This window comes from Halorubrum aidingense JCM 13560, from assembly GCF_000336995.1.
GTDB lineage: Archaea > Halobacteriota > Halobacteria > Halobacteriales > Haloferacaceae > Halorubrum > Halorubrum aidingense.
In genome coordinates this window covers 15,744-33,707 of record NZ_AOJI01000029.1, presented here as the reverse complement: position 1 = coordinate 33,707, position 17,964 = coordinate 15,744, and the positions used below count along the sequence as shown (strand labels likewise).

18 protein-coding genes are annotated in these 17,964 nt (G+C 66.6%); 3 read left to right on the top strand and 15 right to left on the bottom strand.

The window, feature by feature from the left end:
- Window positions 1-77: 77 nt before the first annotated feature.
- Window positions 78-947: a zinc metalloprotease HtpX gene (gene htpX, locus C461_RS12245; protein WP_008001676.1), complete on the bottom strand. Its 870-nt coding sequence runs from the start codon at window positions 945-947 to the stop codon at window positions 78-80.
- Between the two features lie 103 nt (window positions 948-1,050).
- Between htpX and C461_RS12240 the strand changes: the two genes are divergently transcribed.
- Window positions 1,051-1,974 (top strand): NAD-dependent epimerase/dehydratase family protein, encoded by a 924-nt coding sequence (locus tag C461_RS12240; RefSeq protein ID WP_008001675.1) that lies wholly within the window; start codon window positions 1,051-1,053, stop codon window positions 1,972-1,974.
- A gap of 191 nt (window positions 1,975-2,165) precedes the next feature.
- Window positions 2,166-2,618, top strand: coding sequence for an OsmC family protein (locus C461_RS12235; protein ID WP_008001673.1), 453 nt, complete (start codon window positions 2,166-2,168; stop codon window positions 2,616-2,618).
- A gap of 58 nt (window positions 2,619-2,676) precedes the next feature.
- Here C461_RS12235 and flaJ read toward each other — a convergent pair whose 3' ends face one another.
- From flaJ to C461_RS12185, 10 genes are all read right to left on the bottom strand, one after another.
- Window positions 2,677-4,413, bottom strand: coding sequence for an archaellar assembly protein FlaJ (flaJ, locus tag C461_RS12230; RefSeq protein ID WP_008001670.1), 1,737 nt, complete (start codon window positions 4,411-4,413; stop codon window positions 2,677-2,679).
- Between the two features lie 2 nt (window positions 4,414-4,415).
- Window positions 4,416-6,089, bottom strand: a complete 1,674-nt coding sequence (locus tag C461_RS12225; protein WP_008001669.1) for a type II/IV secretion system ATPase subunit — start codon at window positions 6,087-6,089, stop codon at window positions 4,416-4,418.
- Between the two features lie 88 nt (window positions 6,090-6,177).
- Window positions 6,178-6,930, bottom strand: coding sequence for an ATPase domain-containing protein (locus tag C461_RS12220; RefSeq protein WP_008001667.1), 753 nt, complete (start codon window positions 6,928-6,930; stop codon window positions 6,178-6,180).
- Window position 6,931: 1 nt separating this feature from the next.
- The gene (locus tag C461_RS12215; RefSeq protein ID WP_008001664.1) at window positions 6,932-7,426 is read right to left on the bottom strand and encodes a flagellin; all 495 of its coding nucleotides are present in this window, start codon (window positions 7,424-7,426) and stop codon (window positions 6,932-6,934) included.
- A 3-nt stretch (window positions 7,427-7,429) separates the two neighbouring features.
- Complete coding sequence (locus tag C461_RS12210; protein WP_008001661.1) at window positions 7,430-7,906, bottom strand: flagellin; 477 nt, start codon at window positions 7,904-7,906, stop codon at window positions 7,430-7,432.
- Window positions 7,896-9,620 carry a FlaD/FlaE family flagellar protein gene (locus tag C461_RS12205; RefSeq protein ID WP_049906636.1) on the bottom strand — a complete coding sequence of 575 codons (1,725 nt, stop codon included), beginning with the start codon at window positions 9,618-9,620 and terminating at the stop codon, window positions 7,896-7,898. Before C461_RS12205 ends, C461_RS12210 begins: the two co-directional genes overlap by 11 nt.
- 111 nt (window positions 9,621-9,731) lie before the next feature.
- The gene (locus C461_RS12200) at window positions 9,732-10,250 is read right to left on the bottom strand and encodes a chemotaxis protein CheD (protein ID WP_049906633.1); all 519 of its coding nucleotides are present in this window, start codon (window positions 10,248-10,250) and stop codon (window positions 9,732-9,734) included.
- On the bottom strand, window positions 10,247-11,488 hold the full coding sequence (locus tag C461_RS12195; protein WP_008001656.1) for a chemotaxis protein CheC: 1,242 nt from the start codon (window positions 11,486-11,488) through the stop codon (window positions 10,247-10,249). The genes C461_RS12200 and C461_RS12195 overlap by 4 nt, the downstream gene beginning before the upstream one ends.
- On the bottom strand, window positions 11,488-11,844 hold the full coding sequence (gene cheY / locus C461_RS12190; protein ID WP_008001654.1) for a chemotaxis protein CheY: 357 nt from the start codon (window positions 11,842-11,844) through the stop codon (window positions 11,488-11,490). The genes C461_RS12195 and cheY overlap by 1 nt, the downstream gene beginning before the upstream one ends.
- 141 nt (window positions 11,845-11,985) lie before the next feature.
- A complete protein-coding gene (locus C461_RS12185; RefSeq protein WP_008001653.1) occupies window positions 11,986-14,427 on the bottom strand; it encodes a BGTF surface domain-containing protein in 2,442 nt (813 codons plus the stop codon).
- A gap of 229 nt (window positions 14,428-14,656) precedes the next feature.
- Here C461_RS12185 and C461_RS12180 point away from each other — a divergent pair, with 229 nt between their 5' ends.
- Entirely contained in the window at window positions 14,657-15,124 is a 468-nt protein-coding gene (locus tag C461_RS12180) for a zinc ribbon domain-containing protein (protein WP_008001652.1), read from the top strand.
- A gap of 12 nt (window positions 15,125-15,136) precedes the next feature.
- Here the strand turns inward: C461_RS12180 and C461_RS12175 are convergent, their stop codons facing one another.
- From C461_RS12175 to C461_RS12160, 4 genes are all read right to left on the bottom strand, one after another.
- A complete protein-coding gene (locus C461_RS12175) occupies window positions 15,137-15,802 on the bottom strand; it encodes a DUF7500 family protein (RefSeq protein WP_008001650.1) in 666 nt (221 codons plus the stop codon).
- Window positions 15,803-15,888: 86 nt separating this feature from the next.
- Window positions 15,889-16,542: an archaellin/type IV pilin N-terminal domain-containing protein gene (locus C461_RS12170; RefSeq protein ID WP_008001649.1), complete on the bottom strand. Its 654-nt coding sequence runs from the start codon at window positions 16,540-16,542 to the stop codon at window positions 15,889-15,891.
- Window positions 16,543-16,544: 2 nt separating this feature from the next.
- Window positions 16,545-17,117: an archaellin/type IV pilin N-terminal domain-containing protein gene (locus tag C461_RS12165; protein WP_008001647.1), complete on the bottom strand. Its 573-nt coding sequence runs from the start codon at window positions 17,115-17,117 to the stop codon at window positions 16,545-16,547.
- Between the two features lie 168 nt (window positions 17,118-17,285).
- On the bottom strand, window positions 17,286-17,963 hold the full coding sequence (locus C461_RS12160; protein ID WP_008001645.1) for an archaellin/type IV pilin N-terminal domain-containing protein: 678 nt from the start codon (window positions 17,961-17,963) through the stop codon (window positions 17,286-17,288).
- Between the last annotated feature and the right edge of the window lies 1 nt (window position 17,964).

Here is a 17,964-nt window from a genome sequence, read left to right as displayed (position 1 = left end):
GCAATCCCGGGCCTAAAAGCGTGGCACACCGGAAAGCGAGGGAGGAACGCCCGCTCTTCGCAGGTCTGATCGGCCGATCAGGCCGACGCCATCTCTTTTTCGAGGTCGCGGAGCCGCTCGATTCGGTTCTCCGTCGACGGGTGCGTCGAGGCGATCCGACCGACGAAGCCGGCGCGGACCGGGATGATGAAGAAGGCGTTCATCTCCGCCTCCTCGCGGAGGTCCTCTTTCGGTACGCGGTCCATCCGGCCGTCGATCGTCATCAGCGCCGAGGCGAGCGCGCCGGGCTTACCCGTGATCAGCGCCGCGCCGCGATCGGCGGTGTACTCGCGGTACCGCGAGAGCGCGCGGATGAGCAGGAACGAGACCGCCCACACGAGAAGCGACACGAGGATCGCGACCACCACGGGCGCGCCCTGCCGGTTGTCGCCGCTGAACAGCCATCCCCACCGCACGATGAAGAAGGCGATAGTCGAGAGGAACGAGGCGATGGTCATCACCATCACGTCGCGGTTCTTCACGTGCGCGAGCTCGTGAGCGAGCACGCCGTCGAGTTCGTCCTCGTCGAGCACCTGCAGCAGTCCGGTCGTCACCGCGACCGTCGCGTTCTTCTTGTTCCGGCCCGTCGCGAACGCGTTCGGCACCTGCGTGTCGGCGACGGCGACCGTCGGTTTCGGGAGGTCGGCCTGCTGGCTGAGTCGGTCCATCCGCCGGTGGAGGTCCGGGTACTCCTCGGGGCTCACTTCCCGGGCGCCCATGCTCCGCAGGGCGAGCTTGTCGCTGAAGAAGTACTGCGCGATCGAGAACGCGCCGAGCATGATCACGGGAAACAGGAAATCCCCGAAATACAGGCTCAGCACGCCGACGAACACGACGTAGAGGGCAAAGAGCAGAAACATCGTGAACGCCATCCGCCCACGCAGTCCCCAGTCCGTCTTCCATTCCATACCCGTATTTTACCTCTCAGTCGGTTAAAGACTGCCGGAGACGGCGACGGAGACGGAGACGGCGACGGCAGCGCTTTTCACCGGCCCCGGCTGACCCGCAGGCATGGAGACCGTTCTCGTCACCGGCGGCCGCGGCGCCTCCGGGCGCTGGATCGTCGACCGACTCGCAGGCGACTACGAGGTCGTCGTCGTCGATTACGAGCACCCAGGCCTCGACGCCGATCCCGAATCGAACATCTCGTTCCGCGCGGCCGACCTCGCCGATCGGGGCGAGGCGCTCGACACCGTCGCCGCCGTCGACCCCGACGCCGTCGTTCACTGGGCCGCGATCCCCGTCGCCGGCACCCACCCCGACGGCCGGGTGTTCGAGACGAACGTCCACGCGGCGAAGAACGTCCTCGACGCTGCGGGCCGGGCGAACGCCCGGATCGTGCAGGCGTCGAGTGACGGGGCGTACGGCTTCTTCTTCGCCGATCCGACGCCGCTCCCCGACGAGCTACCGATCACCGAGGACCACCCCCTCCGCCCGGAGGACCCGTACGGGCTCTCGAAGGTGACCGCGGAGGCGGCCGCCGGCGCAGTCGCGCGCCGCGAGGGCGTCCCGGCCGTGTCGGTCCGGCCGTCGTGGATCCAGCGCCCCGGCGAGTACGGCTGTCGGAGCGAGGAGTACGTCGGCGACCTCGACGCCGGCGCCGGCAACTTCTGGTCGTACGTCGACGCCCGCGACGTCGCCGACCTCGTCGCCGCCGCGCTCGCGGGGACCGCGGGACCGGACCCGGCCGTCGCGCCCGGCACCCACGAGGCGGTCAACTGCGTCGCGGCCGACAACGCGCTCGGTCGGCCCCTGCTCGGACTCCTCCGAGAGTCGTACGACGAGGCCCCCGACGACTGCGCGGTCGAGCCGGGCGACGACCGGAGCGCCTACGCGATCGCGAAGGCCGACCGGCTGTTCGGGTGGATGCCGTCGCATTCGTGGCGAGAGGCGGCCGACGAGGCCGTCCCCGAGCCGACGCTGTTCGAGGGGTAGGCCGCCGAGAACGCGCTGTGCCGACCCAATACTTGCCGCGACGAACGACCTCCCTCAGGCCTCGGTCTGCGGCGCCTCGGGGGTCTGCGTCGCTTTCGACGGCGAATCGACTGCCGACCGAGCGTCACTGACGGCAGCGTATCTGCCCACTGTCGGTCGCTTGATGAGGCGACGTCCCGTCGAGTGAGCCCATGAGCAAGGCAGATCCCACCGAACGGTTCGCGGTATCGGCCGAGAGCGAGAGCGAGACGAAGACGGTCGTCGAGGCGCGCGACTTCGAATTCGTCGTCGACGAGCCGGCGGCGCTGGGTGGGACGAACGAGGGACCGAACCCCGTCGAATACCTCATCGGCGCGTGGGCCGGCTGTCTCAACGTCGTGGTGCACACCGTCGGCGAAGAGCGCGGGATCGACCTCGATAACGTCGCGATACATATCGAAGGCGACCTCGATCCCCGGAAGTTCCTGGGCATCGACGAGACTACCCGAGCGGGATATCAGGAGGTCAACGTGCGAATCGAAGTCGAGTCCGACGCCGACGAGGAGGCGCTGGAAGCGTTAGGCGCGGCGGTCGAGGAGCGGTGTCCGGTCGGCGACAACATCGAGAACCCGACGCCGACAGACGTGACTCTCGAAGCGGCCTGAGACGCGGCTCTCGAAACAGCTTGAGCAGTCACGCGACAGAAAACCGATCCAGCTGATCTTAAATCGTCAAGATCGCGTTGACGAGCGTCCGCGTCGCGATCGCTGTCGCCGCGCCGAGCCACGTCAGCAACACGAAGTGGATGTAGCCGTTCGCGGGGTTCCCGCCGTCGATCCGCCGGATCATCTGCGAGGAGAGCGCGGCGTTGAACAGGACGACGGTGAGAAGCAGGTACTCGATCAGCGGGATGTCGTACGCGCCGGGGTAGACGATCTGGCCGATGTCCATCTGATCGAGATCGAAGTCAGCGGTCAGGTCCGCGAGGATCGCGACGATCTCTAACCCGATGAAGAACGCGAACGTCGCCGCCGCCGTGATCCCGTACAACAGCCCGATGAACGTCATCGCCGCCTGTCGGCGCTGCTCGCGAAGCTGATTCACGGCGTTCATGTTCTTCGAGATCAGCTCGCCGAGCATCTTCGGGTCCCCGCCCATCTGTCGCCCGACGAGATACATCTCGGAGAACTTCTGGATGAGATACGATCGGGTGTCGTACGTGAATGACTCCCACGCACCCTCGGTGCTGATGCGCATGTTGAGCCGCCGGTAGAGGCGCTCGATGGCGGGCGAGAGGTCGCCGAAGTTCTTCTCGCGGAGGGTGGTCAACACGTCCGTCGTCGTCGACTGCTTGGCGCTCTCGGTCGCACCGAGCGCACGGATGAACGAGGGGAACTCCCCGTCGCGGGCCGTGATCCCCTGTTCCTCGTTCCGGAGAACGATCCCCGTGATGATGAGCGGCGAGATGGGAACCGCGAGGTACAGGGGGAGTCGTACGTCGTCGATGAACCACAACAGCCCGGGGAGCCCCGGGCCGTAGCCGAACATCCCGGCGGCCGTGATCCCGATGATCAGAAACGAGAGCCCGCCGCCGATCCCCAACGACGCCCACAGCTTCAGGTCGCCGGGCGCGCGTTCGTCGGGGTGAAACCATATCGGGTCGTACGGCGAGGTCGCCCGGATCATCGCGTAGAAGCCGAGCTGGACGAAGACGAACAGGACGATGACGGCCGCCACGGTCGCGGTCGGGTCGTTTCCGGTCAGGATCGGGAGGACGATGGCGAAGACGAGCGCGAACGTCATCGAGAGGATCATCGACATGTACAGGTCCTTCATCACCTCCAGGTTCGCCAGCGAGGACTCGTACAGCGTCTCGTACTTCGCGAGCATGACGTCCTGTTCGGAGACGAGGAACTCCTCTAACGACTGTCCGGCGCCCATCGTGTAGCCGAGCCGATCGAAGAAGTCGGCCATCGCGTCGGAGGGGACCTCTTCGGCCCGCCGGCGACACGCGTCGTCGAGGCTCTGGTTCCACGTGTCCACGAGGTGGACGACGCGGGCGATCTCCTCGGCGGCAACGCCGTACTCCTCTTCGCGCGCCAGCGTCCGGAACACCTCCATGCGGTCGATGTTCGTCGTCGACAGCACCGTCATGTGCGTCATCACGAGGTGCAGTTGGTTGTCGATCTGGTTCTCCAGGCTGGAGAGGTAGATCTTCGGGTAGATGACCGCCGACACCAACACCAGCCCGCCGAACATCGGGACCGGCACCCGCGCCGCGAAGGGAAGCGGGAGGACGAACAGTCCGACCACGCTCGCGACGAAGACGAGGATCGCCGGGATCAACACGGCCGCGACGTACTTCCGCTTGGAGATGTCGAGCTTGTCGTACGAGTCCAAGACGTCGGCGGTCAGGCTCGCCGCCGTCGCGAGCCCGTCGCCGACCTCTTTGACCGCCATGGCTACCTGACGTTCCGGTGCATATCAAAGGGGAGTCCCTCGACGCCGTCGCGCTGGAAGGCGTCGATCGCGTTGTTCACCTCGTGGTAGCCCAAGATCCCCTCCTGTATCATCCGCTCTATCAGTTCGGCGCGGAACGACAGGTCGTCGTAGATGTCGCGCGTGTCGGCGTAGCCCAGCAGCGTCGCGATCTGCTCTTCGAGCACGTAGGAGTTGTTCATCCCCTGAAAAACGATCTCGTCTTCGACGGGGTCCCAGCTGAAGACCTCGCGGGTGACGACCCCTTCCATCTCCTTCGAGTACCCCTCGATCTCCTGGACGCTCGTCACCCGCCGGAGCACGTTGTCGCCCTGTTTCACCCGGTTCTGGAACAGCGCCACGTCGGCGTTGTCCATGAACGTCTCCGGGACGTTGATCGGCTCGGAGGTGAACCGCTGGATCATCGAGACGATGTCGGACGCGTGGAACGTCAGCATGACCGGGTGACCCGTCTGGGCCGCCTGGAACGCCATGCGACCCTCGGCGCCGCGGACCTCGCCCACGATGATGTAGTCGGGCCGCGACCGCAGCGCGGCGGCGACCAGATCGAACATGTCGACGTCGGAGCTCCCCTCGCCGCCGCCCTCGCGGGTCAACAGCTGTTGCCAGGTGTTGTGCGGCGGGATGACCTCGGCGGTGTCCTCCGCGGTGTAGATCTTCGAGTCGCTCGGGATGTACGAGAGGATGGCGTTCAGCGTCGTCGTCTTCCCGGACGCCGTCTCCCCGACGACGAACACGGTCTGTTCGTTTTCGAGACAGAGCCAGAGGTACGCGGCGAGCTCCGGCGAGAGCGTCCCCCAGTTGGTGATCTGGTTGATCGACAGCGGCACCTCCTCGCCCTGCCGGATCGTGAGCGAGGAGCCCTTCAGCGAGACGTCGTCGGAGTAGATGATGTTGATACGCGACCCGTCGGGAAGCGTCGAGTCGACGATGGGGTCGGAGTCGGACAGCGGATCGCCGATCCGTTCGCCCATGTTGCGCAGCCAGTTGTCGAACTCCTTCGGGGTGCCGAAGTCGACCGTCGTCTCCAGCATGCCGTAGGTCCCGTGATCGACGTGGCACTCGTGGGGGCCGATGACGTGAATGTCCTCGTTCGCCGGGTCGCGCATCACCGGCTCCAGCGGTCCGAGCCCGACGATGTCGCGGTTGAGTCGGTATCGGATGTTCTCGTACGTCTCCTGCGTGACGGAGAGTTTCCCCATGTTGAGCACCTTCGAGAGCCCGCCGCGCCACCCGCTCAGGCCGTCGTCGATGTGCGTGACTTCCTCTAACAGCTCCTCGATGAGGTCGTCGTACTCCGCCTCGGAGTCCGGGGCGCTGTGCTGGCCGCTCACCGCGAGCAGCCGGTTTTTCACCTCGTTGAGGATCGTCGCTTCCGGGCCGGACACCTCCGGTTCGATGGCGTAGTACTTGGTGTCCTGCCCGAGGTCGCCGTAGATGTGGCTGTAGATCGGACCGCCGACCGGGTAGATGACGTTCGGTCGGTTAGACTCGTACTCCGATTTCGGCTCCTCGATGAACTGCGGGAACTCTCCCGTGATCTGTTTGAACTCGCGGAGGTGCTCTCGGAGGTGCGGCCGCTGCATGGCGGCCTTCCGGAGTTCGTCGGACGGTTTCGCGGTGCCGTGTTCGGTCATTGTCTCTGTCTCCTCGGTGACCTGTCGTCGCGGTCGGTCGCGTCCCGCACGAGCGAGACGACGGGGCCGTCACGTGCCATCGGGTTCATCACGCGACGCTGCGGCTCTCGATGACGATTCCGGTTCCCGATCGGACCGAGAAGCCGATCGTGTCACCGACCTGCTCGCCCATGCCGGCGAACCGCTTCACGTTGATCTGCCGGCGGATGTCGTTGCCGACTTCGATCATCTGCAGCTGGAGGAACACGTCCGCGATAGACCGGAACGGACCGATCGCGTCGTCGTCGACGGCGGAGGGGTCGACGGTCAACACGACGACTTTCCCCTGTGAGATGATGTTCCGGAAAAAGGAGATGATCTCCAGGGCCGCCTGCCGCTCCTCGTTTTTCCGGACAAGCGCCTCGAACGTCGGGTCGTTCCGGAAGATGGCGTCGAACGTGTCGAGGAAGATGACGTCGGAGTTCCACATCGCTTCCGCGTTCATCAGCCGCTTGAGCAGCTCCTTCCGCTCGCCGTCGCCGTCGGAGAACGCGCCGCCCGAATCGAAGTCGGCGTGTAAAAAGAGGAGCTCCTCGTTCAACAGCGGCTTCACCATGTCGTACTCCAGCGAGTGCATCTGATCGATAAACCCGCGGACGGTGAGCTCCGTCGACATCATCGTCACCGACGCGCCCTCCTCCACGAGTCCGTAAGCGAACCGCTGGGAGATGGCGCTTTTCCCCGCGCCGTAGTCGCCCTCGATGAGGACGATGCTCCCGCGGGGGATTCCGCCGCCCAGCTCCTTGTTCAGCCGGTCGCGCTCTCCGAGTCCGATCGAGAGGAGGTTGTTTCCACGTGGCATCTCAGTTGGCCTCCGTCCGGAACTGGAACAGCTCCTCGTCGCCGTTGATCGTGAGGTACACTCGGTGGTCGGTCCCGGGCTCGAGGGTCTCGTAGCCCTCGATCTCGCTGACGTTGATCGTTAACTGTAGCACGTCGCCGCGGCTCCACGCCGCGCCTTCGCCGGCCGAGAGAAGCTCGCCCGTCGTCGCGTCCGGTCGGACGAACTGGCCGTCGAACATGACGTCGAGTCCCGACCCGTCGGGCGCGAGCCGATAGGTGCCGGTGTTCTTTATCAGAAGCGTGACGTTCTCGTCGCCGCTCGCGTTGTACACCCCCGCGTTCGGGTCGGAGATGACGGTCACGTCGGTCCGGAGCTGCTCGGTCGCGTCGAGCCCGGCGTCGTCGACGGCCGCGCTCACGCGGTCGACGCCCGTCGTGATCGTGCCGACGACGCCCGCGGCGATCACGAGGCTCGCAATGAACAGGATGAGGTGCGAAACGGGAACGCTCGCCATCTATCAGCTCACCTCCGTGACCGTCGCGGCGTCGCGGACGCCGGATTCGACGACGAGGATGACGCGGGTCTCGCCGGTCGTGACGGCCGTGTCGAAGTCCGTCCCGTGTTCGAGGGTCACCGTCAGCTCCTCGCCGCCGAGCCAGAGCTCGGTGTCGCCGTCGCCGTCGACCGCGGTCGCCGTCGCGTCGGCGCCGAGGTCGACGTACTCGTTGCCGACGACGAGCGTCGCGTCGGTCACGACGAGACCGACGGCGCCGTCGTTGCTGGCGTCGATAGTGAGTTCGCTCGTGGCGCCGTCGTAGGTCGCGTTCTCCACCGTGAAGTCGGTGTTCTGCCGTTCGAGCGACCGCTCGTGCACGCCGTGTTGGGCGTCGGTGACCCGATCGAACCCGTTGGCGGCGACGGGGTAGAACGCGGTGAACGCGAAGAACAACCCCGCGACGATGATCGCCGTCGACGCGGAGACGCTAACACCCATCTCCCCACCCTCCGTCGGCCGGGTCGGCGCGGTCGGAACGCGGGTTCGGATCGTTCATGGGTCGAGTGGAGCCGCTGTTCCGCTCGCGGCCGTTCGCGCGCTGCTCGCGGTCGTCCGAGGTGGACGTGTCGTCGGGCCGGTCGACGGGATCGGACTGACCCACTTCCTCGCGGTGACCGTTACGCTCTCGGTGCCCGTCGCCCGCCGAGCGGCCGCGCCGGTCACGGTCGTCGCGTCGATCACGTCGCCCGCGCCCGTCGGACCCGAACGCGGGAGCGCCGCCGCCGACCAGCGAGCCGCCGGCGAGGTCGTCCCACCGGTCGAGCAGTAGCAGGTGGCCGCTCGTCCCGTTGAGCTGGGTCACGTACCGGAGGCTGCGGGTGTGGTGTTCCCGAACGAGCCGGTCCGTGCCGGGGCGGTCGACGAGATTCCGGTCGATCGTCCCGAACCCGGAGAGGAAATCGCGGAGCCGCGCGGCGGCGTCCGGACCGACCCACTCGATGCGCTCGTAGTAGTTGATCGCCCGTACGGCGTCGGTGACGTCGCTCTCGGAGACGAGGAACTCCAGCCACTCCATCACGAGGAGGTCGCCGACGTAATCGCCGGGGAGCTCGGTCAGGTACGGCTTCCCGCGGCCGCCGGCGAGGTCGTCCTTCCGAACGTACTCGAAGCCGTCTCCGCTCGCCTCGGCCGGGTCGCCGCCGGGCCGTTGTCCCCGAGTCCGCTCCGGCTCCGGATCGGGCTCGGGATCCGGCTCGTCGAACTCGACGCCCCCGGACTCGTCGAACGAGTCCGTTTCGCCGTCGAAGCTCTCGCCGAAGTCGTCGTCAAACGAGTCCGTTTCGTCGCCGAGGTCCTCGTCGAACGGGTCGTCCGCGTCCTCGTTCCCGTTCTCGTCGGCCCAGTCGGCCTCCCCGGCGTCGTACTCCTCTTTCAGCTCGCTGAAGCTCTTTCCATCGTCGTTCATATCGTCTTCGTCGTCCGCCGCCCCCGCTTCGGACGCGGCGTCGGCGGAGTCGCCGTCGTCCGTGTGGTCACCGTCCAGTTCCTCGTCCAGCTCGCCGAAATCGTCGTCTTCGTCCTCGAAGTCGTCGTCGAGCAGATCGTCGTCGAAGAACCCGTCGGCGTCCGCGTTCGCGACGTCCTCGTCGAGATCGCCGTCCTCCTCGTCCTCCTCGTCGTCGTCGAAGAGGCCGAACGAGCCCTCCCCGCCGCCGCTGACGCTGTCGAACCCGCTCGAATCGTCGACGAACGGGTTGATTCCGCGGGTGACCATCTCGTAGATATCGAGGAGGTTCCGAACGTCCTCTTCGATGTCGTCGACCGCGGCGGAGATCTCCTCGTTTTCCGACCGCACCGTCGACACCGTCGAGGAGAGCGAGGAAACCTCGTTTTCGAGGTCGTCGAGTCGCTTTTCCAGTTCGTCGGTATCGGCGCCGCCGCCCCCGCCGTCTTCGAACCCGTCGTCCCACTCGTCCATCCCGTCGAAGTCGTCGAAGCCGTCGCCGCCGCCCATACCGCCGCCACCCATGCCGTCACCGCCCATCCCTCCGCCGCCGAAGGGGTCATCGCCGCCGTCCATGCCTCCCGCGTCGTCATCGTCGGAACCGCCGTCATCGAGGAACCGATCGAGGACGCTCGCGCCGACGAGCCCCAGCGTGGCGACTGTCCAAGCAGCGGTTGGGGCTCCCCACACTGGTAGTTCGAGGCCCATTACCACATACGACCGGCAGTGCACACTTCAATTCACCCCTCAAAATATCAGCTGTGAGAAAACACGCGACCCGGTCGGGCCGCTCGCGGACCGTCGACCCCCGTTCCCGACTCAGATCGTTCGTTCGAACCCGTCGGCCGCTCGGACGACCAGCCGCCCCTCGGCGCCGAACCGAACCGTCCGACCGACGTCCTCGCCGACGTCGCGAGCGACGATCGGAATGCCGGCCGCGTCCAGACATCGCTCGACGCGTTCGACGTTCCGCGGTCCGACGGCGTCCGTGAGATCCAGCATCTCGGCGCCGCCGGCGATGCGGGCCCGCAACCGCCTCGGATCTGCGCCCGCGTCGCGCAGCGCCGCGACGAGGGCTTCGATACCGCTGTCGACGTACTTCCCGGCGCGAGCGGTGGGGCGTTGCTGCCCGTCTTCGGTCGGCAACATCGCGTGTAACAGCCCGCGGACGCCAGCCCGGGTGTCGACGAGCGCCACCGCGACGCAGGAGCCGAGCCCGCTGGTCGTCAGCGTCTCCCCCTCGGTCGCGACGGCCAGCTCGCCGACGCCGACCTTGATTCGACGCGAGTCGGTGCCGATTCCCGACCCGCGGCCACGCGACACCGGTCGGTGAGTCACGGCTCCGAGAGTCGCGCGAGCGCCGCGGCCAGTTCGCGCTCGTCCGGGAGCGCGTACACGTCACACCGCGCCTGGACGCCCTCGGTCCGTATCGCGGCGTCGATGACGAACCCGTAGTCCTGCCGCCGGCTCAGCTTGGCGACCAGCGGGCTCATCGCCGACGCGCCGATGTCGTGGACGAACTCGGGCGGCGAGTGGCTGATCGACGTGCCGAGCACGTTCGCCCAGCCGTCGATGAACCCGCTCGTCATCACGTTTCCGAGCTCGCACAGCGCGTTTTCCGCCATCCCGCCGAGCGGTTCGTCGGGCTCGGTGGGGAGCATCGCCGCGGCGATCTTCGCGGCCGACTCCTCCTCGAAGAGGATCGCGAGGTAGCCGCTCGGATCGCCCCGGAGTTCGAAGACGGTCCCCGCGTGCGGCTCGGTACCGACCTCCGCGGGCACGTCGGCGAGGGGGACGAATCGGAGCCGACTCACGTCGACGCTCGTCTCCAGACCGGTCATCATCGCGATGTTGTCCGCGGCGTTCGCCGAGCCCCGCTTCGCCAGCGACGCGAACGTCGACAGCGACTCGTACGGGATCGCCGTGGTTCCGCCGCCACTCGACTCGGCCGCGGTGTCACCGCCCCCAGCGCCGGTGGCTCCGGCGCCGGCGGCCCCCTTCGCTCCCGGTGCCGCGGCGGGGGCGGTCTTCCCGACGACGAGGTCGCGGAACGGTCCGGAGTCGGGCAGCATGTATATCGAGAAATCGAGGTCCGTCGCCGTCGCGTCCAGCCGGCTCTCGAAGAGGAACACCCCGTCACCGGCGAGCGCGCCGTCTGGTAGGACGGACGCCCCGTCGGCCTCGAAGTACCGCGGCGGCGTCATGTCGATCGCCTTTCCGAGGTAGTTCGCCCAGCCGTCGAGGAACCCGCCGAGCGCGATGTTACCGACCTCCGTTACCGCGCTGCGTTCCATCGCCTGTCCGCCCGGCAGCAGCGAGAGGAGAGCGTCGGCGTGGGCGGCGTCGAACGCGAGGACGGCCTCACCCTCCAGCCCGCCGCGAAGGCCGACGCTCACGCCGATCGACTCGCGGCCGGCGAACGATTTGGCGAGGTCCTCGCCGCTGGCGACGCTCGCACCGGTGACTTCGACGGCGAGGTCGGTCCCCGTGAGCGAGGCGAGCGCGCCGGCGGCCTGCTCGGCCCCGCGTTCGGCGAGTCGGTTGCAGGCGCCGAGCGCCCGGACGTCGACGCGCATTAGACGGCCGATCCGATGGCGTCGAGCACGTTCGGCTTCTGGAACGGCTTCGTGATGTACCCCTCAGCGCCGGCCTTGATGGCGGCCTTCATCTTCTCTTCCTGGCCGACGCTGGTGCACATTATCACCGTCGCCTCCGGATTCTCCTCCATGATCTCCGTCGTCGCCTCGATCCCGTCGCGGATCGGCATCACGATGTCCATCATCACGAGGTCCGGGCCGTGTTCTTCGTATTTGTTGACCGCTTCTACGCCGTTTTCAGCCTCGCCGACGATCTCGAACTCCCCGTCGAGGATCTCTCGAAGGAGGTTCCGCATAAACTCCGAATCGTCCGCGATAAGCACGCGCGTAGCCATGATTACCTCAAAGACGGCCCAGCGACCACTTAACGACTCCCCCGCGGTTCTCAGCGCTGAGAACCGATCCCGTCTCCGGCACCCTGCGGGGGGATCCGGCGGGGAGACCGTCCGCGGGAAAACCGGCGGAAGGGCCGATCGTCACACCCAGTGTCCGAGGAGGTACGTCGCGCCGACGAGGACCGTCCCGCCGAACGTCTCTCGCGTTCCGATCCCGAACGGGAGCAGCGTCCCCGGCGCCCCGTCGGGACCGTCTTCGCCCGGCGCCTCTCCGTCGCTATCGGCTCCGTCCGGAGATTCGCCGTCTGGGCGCTCGTCGCTCGAACCGTTCGGCTCCGACTCGTCGCCGTCAGCATCGCCCGCCCCGTCCTCGCTATTCTCGGCGTCGGTAGTGTCTCCTCCCGTCTCGTCGGTCTCTCTCGAGCCGTCTGCGTCGCCCTCGCCGACGCGCGTCACCGCGGGATCGGCCTCAACGGTCAGCGTCCCGTTCACCCTGTCTCCGTCGATGACGAGGCTGTACGGGTACTCGCCCGGTTCCAGGTCGGCGTCGATCCCCGCGAACGTCTCGTTTTCCGAGCTCTCCGGCGCGACCGTGACGTGACGCTCTTCGACGATCGTCCCGTTGCCGACGTCGAGCGACAGCCGTTCTCGGTTCTGCAACTGCCCGACGTTTCGCACCGTCGCAGAGAGGTTCCCCAGCGACTCGCCCCGAGTCACCGTGAGGTTCGTCGTCGTCCCGTTCGCCAACCGCAGTCGTGCGGGGTCCGTGGCGTTCTCGACGACGAGGATCGTTCGACTGTCCTGCAGCGACTGTCCCCGGTAAAGCCGGTAGTTCGCTTCCGTTCCGGGATCCACGTCGGTAAGCCCGCTGTCCAGCGAGAAGCTCCCGTTAGCGACCGCCAGATCGGACTCGGTCCGCGAGGGGCTCTCGTCGTCGTCCCGAACGATCGTCGCCGACAACTCCGCCGCGGGCAGAATCGAGGTCGTCCCGGTGACGGTGCCGTTGCCGCTCTCGACGAGGATCGTACGATCGTCGGTGACGTGGTCGTACCGGAGGTACCGCTCCCGGACGCTGAAGGACGCCTCGGCGCTGACCCGACCGTCTGCGGTTTCGTGGTACGGGTACTGCGCCGACACCCGCTCGTCCGTTGCCGACGCCGCGTCGAACGCCGTCGGGGGACCTCGATCATCGCGATCGTCGAACGCGTACCGCTCGCCCTCGGTTCCCTCCAGCGCGAACTCGACCGCGTACTCGTCGCCCGGATCGGGGCCGTCGGTGAACGGGCCGCCGTCGCTCGTGTCGATCGCGAGGTAAAACCGGCTCGGTGCCCGATCGCTGTCTCCGCGTTCGAGCGCGTCTCCGTCAGCGAGAAACAGGGTGACGTCGTCCGGGTCGGCGTCCGCGAGATCGAGTTCCGTGCGGTGTTCGTTCCGGCCGGGGTTCGTCTGCCGGACTCGTAGCGAGACGCCCTCCTCGGCCTCGAGGAGGTCGACGAGGACCCGGTGGTCGATCGTCGTTCCGGCCTCGATCCCCTCGCCCGTCCGGTTTTCGGCGAAGTGCGACAGGGCGCCCCAGAGACCGGTCGATTCGAAGCCGAGCACGACGCGGTCGCCCTTCGTCACCGCCGTGCGGTCGACCCCGTTCTCTCTGAGTGCGCCGATCGACTCGCCGCCGTCGTCGCCGTCGGCGATCACATCCGCGTCCTGAGTCGTGAACACCTCGACCTCGTCGTGGAACGTCGGCTTCTCCAACACGAGGTCGGACTCCGCGGCGACCTTAACCGGGTCCACCGCCCCGGACTCTCGGACGATGAACGTCCCGTTCGTAACGGCGAGCCGGTACCGCTGCGGGACCAGCGGTCGCGCGAGGCCGCCTGCACCGGTCGCTCCGGAGAGCTCCGTGCGAAGCTCCGTGAGGTTTCCGGCAATCGCGTCGCCGTCCTCGTTCCTGAATTCGAGGTCACAGGTCACGGTGGCGTCGCTACAGCTGTCGACGTTGCTCTCGTTCGTCCCGAGAAGCCGCGTGTTGATCGTCGTGGACGAGCCGCTCACTTTGAGAACGTCGACGAACCCGACCGTTCCGCCGTCGTCGGTGATCCGGTTCCCGCCGACCAGCAGGTACGCGGTGTCGTTCCCCGAGGCGTCGACGACGTGTCTGATCTCCACCGGATCGCCCGCCGTTCCGGTGTACACCGATCGGCTGAACGCCCCGCTGATCTCTCGACGGGTGGCGTCGTCCGATTCCGCCGCTTCGTCGGTCGTGATCGCCGAGGCCGTCCCGCCTTCGTCCGTCGTCGTCGCTCCGTCGGCCGACATCGCTCCGCCGGCCGGTGTTGCATCTTCTCCCCCGAGAGTCGCCGCGGCGGGCCCAGTGGCCGCGGCGCCGAAAAGCGAGAGGAACACTGCGAGCGCGACCAGCACGACGCGGAGTGTCGAAAGCCGGGATCGCAGCGCGACGGTCCCGTTCTCTTCTTCCGGGCCGTTCCGAACGCGCCCGTTACAGGGGTCCGCTCGCCCGCCATTGTGATCGGTCGTCGTCCGATCGGACCGATTCGTGCCGTCCGGTGGAACTCTGGAGGTCATCGTGGTGTCGATCTCGTCGTCACGGGGCCGAATCGCGCGAACGGCTCGCCGTAGGTTGGTACACGGTCGGGATCTCAACGACTAAAGCGTACCCTCCCGATTATCGCCTCGGAGAAACGCAGCCGGCTGTCGCGGTTCGGCTCGGGCCGAATCGGTAGACTGCGGCGGGATCGCTCCCACGGGCGAGCCCCGAAGAGTTAAGCCCGACCGCGGCCCGGTTCCGATGAGGATGAAGACCTGTCCCCGGTGTGAGTCGTCGATCGACGACGGAGCGCGCTACTGCATCGACTGCGGCGCCCCCCAGACCGAGCCGGCGGCCGAGGAGCTGGACGAGTACGTACAGCGACAGGCCCAGCAGGTGGCCGCCGAGTCCGGAGGTGGAGCCGTCGGGGGTTCCGGCGGGGAGGGACAGACGGGCGGCAACGGCGACAGTTTCGCCTCGATGGCGGAACTCACCGACCGCGAACAGCTCTGGCGACGCGGCTGCTACGTCGCCGGGTACGGAACGATCGTGGTCGCGCTCACGCTGGTCCCTCAAATCGGGGCATTCCCCCTGATACTCGGGGGCATCGCGATCCTCCCGCCGATCCGCCGTCTGACGGCGGAGCCGCTCGGGAGCCCGCTGAAGCGCGAGGTGATGGCCGGGCTGTACGCGATACTCTCCCTGCTCGGCGCGCTGCTGCTGGTCTTTTTATAACCTGTCCTGGTCTCACTCGATCCGGAACCCGCCAGCATCCTCCGCCGCGCTGACGAGGTCGCCGATGCTGTCGCTCGCCGTGAGCCCCTGGCTCGCCGCGAACCGCTTTATGGCGACCGCCGGCAGATCGACGGTCGTCTCGGAGGCGACCAGCAACAGCCCGAGCGCTTCCGGGGTCGGCGAGCTCGGGCCGGCGTTCGACGCGAACCACGAGACGAGAGTGTCGAACGTCGCGGTCACGTCGTTCGAGACCATCCGCTGCCGCGTGGTGTCGCCGTCGACGTGCAGCGTCGCGTCGATCCCGTAGGTGAACCCGTCGTCGTCGAAGGACGTGGCGAGCCACCGGCTCACCGCCTGTCGGTCGACTGTGGCCCCGCCGGCGCTCCCGGCGCCCCGGGCAGTACCCTCGACGGCGCCAGCCCCGGCCGCGTTCGTTCGTGGGTCTCCGCCCGGAGGACGCCGCGCCGCGGGGCTCTCGGGGTCGGCGGCGGTGAAGCCCGTCTCGTCGGCGGGCGAGCCGCTCGGCCGCGCCCGACCGACGTTGGGTCGGCCGTTTGTCCCGACGACGTACCGGCTCTCCCCGATCTCGACGACGGTCTCGTCGTCGGTGAAGTCGAGCTCTTCGGGGTCGGCCGGTGGCACGTCCGGATCGGCCGCCGGTGCGTCGTGGTCACTCATGACGTAGCCGTTATCGCGCGAGAAAATAGGTGTTCCGGGCGGAGCGATTCCGCCGGCACAGTGGTTAGGGGGCTGTTCGAGGCTCGTTAGAGCCGGACCGCTTCACCGCCCTCGTTGAAGAGGTCGGGTGCGCGGAGCTCGACCGTCGTGGTCGCGCCCGAGGGCGAGACGATGTCGAGCGCCGACTGGTCGCCCTGACCAAAGATGTCGCCGTCGTCGCTGCCGAACGGAGCCTCTTCGGGGTTGAAGACGAGCGTGAACCGCTCGTCGTCGTTCAGGACCGCATCGCTTGCAGGGACGAAATTCCCGCTGGAGTTCTGGACGGCGAACTTGCCGGCCTGGATGTCCGTCGCGTTGTTAACCGTCTGGTCGGAGGTGTTCGTGTTGTTGAACACCAGATTCTCCTGTCCGTTCGGACCGACCGCCTGCACCGTCGCGGTACTCAGATCGATCTGATTGGAGCCGGCCGCGCCCGAGACGCCGACGCGGATCGCGGAGAGGTTCGTCGGGTTGTCGCCGTCTTCGGCGATGCCGACGGTGCTCGTCACGTCGATCCGCTCGGACACGAGGTCCGTGCTCTCTTGACCGGTCGCTTCGGCCTGCGACTGCAGGAAGCCGGCCGTATTTATCAGTACGCCCGCCGCGATGGCCGCCACCAGCACCATCGCGATGAACACGATGAGCGTGCCGATACCCACCTGACCGCGGTCGCCGTCGTCGTCAGTAATGAACTCGAACATCGTTAGAGCCTCACCGAGGTCTGGTCGTTGGTCAGCGTCGTCGGGACGCGGATCTCCGCGGTCGTCGTCGCGCCGGATCCCGTGGTGAACGTCACGGACATCCGGTCGCCCTCTGCGAGGGCGCTGTAATCGGGGAGGTCGTCTCCTTCGACGTCGACGGTCACTAGCGCTCGATCGCTGCTGTCGGTCAGTACATCGTCATCGGCGCCGAGGATGTTCTCGACGCTCGTGTTGAGATCCTCAACTTGGATGGTCTCTTGCCCGTCCGATCCGAGGAACTCGATCGTCGTCTGGTTCAGATCAATGAATCCCGAGCCCGGGGCCTTCGCGACCACGAAGTTGAGCTCGTCGACCGTGTTATCGGTCACGTTGCCGGACTGGCTCACGATCTGGATCCGATCGGAGACCTGCGAAGTACTCTCTTGACCCGTCGCTTCCGCCTGCGTCTGCAGAAAGCCGGCCGTATTTATCAGTACACCCGCCGCGATCGCCGCCACCAGGACCATCGCAATGAATACGATGAGGGTCCCGATGCCCACTTGACCGCGGTCGTCGTCGGTAGTTGCGTCGAACATTTGTATCTCGAACGCCCGTGAGGTCCGCTCCCGGGCTCTATTCAGCGAGAGGTCAGACCTGTTGATAAGGTATCGGTCCAAGATATTGGATGTAATAATCGGCAGACGTAGAATAGATATCTCTCAACACTACTGGAAAATGACAATAAATTGTTTCGAATCGAAGCGTTACAGCCGGACCGCTTCGCCGTCCTCGTTGAAGAGGTCGGGTGCGCGGAGCTCGACGGAGGTGGTCGCGCCCGAGGGCGAGACGATGTCGAGCGACGAGGAGTCGCTCTCACCGAAGTACTCATTGGAGTCTACGCCACCACCGAACGGCGCTGTTTCGGGGTTAAACACGACGGTGAATCGCTCTTCGTCATTCAGGACCGCTTCACTCGCGGGGACGAAGTCTCCGCTGGAGTCCTGCACGGCAAACCCTCCGTCCGGGATGTCACTGGTATTGGTCAGGACGGTAGCACCGCTTTCCACGGTCGTGTTAGTCTGGTTTGTCCCGGTGAAGATTAGGTTCTCCTGTCCATTCGGACCGACAGCCTGTATCGTTGCGGAACTCAGATCGATTTGGTTGGATCCCGCGGCGCCGGCGACACCGACGCGGATCTCCGCTAGATTACCGGTGCTGCTGTTGTTCACGATTCCGACTGAGCTCGTTACGTCGATGCGCTCAGAGACGAGATCCGTACTCTCCTGACCCGTCGCTTCTGCCTGCGATTGCAGGAATCCGGCGGTGTTGATCAGCACACCAGCGGCAATGGCGGCGACGAGTACCATCGCGATGAACACGATGAGCGTGCCGATACCCACCTGGCCGCGGTCGCTGTCGTCGTTAGTAATGAATTCGAACATT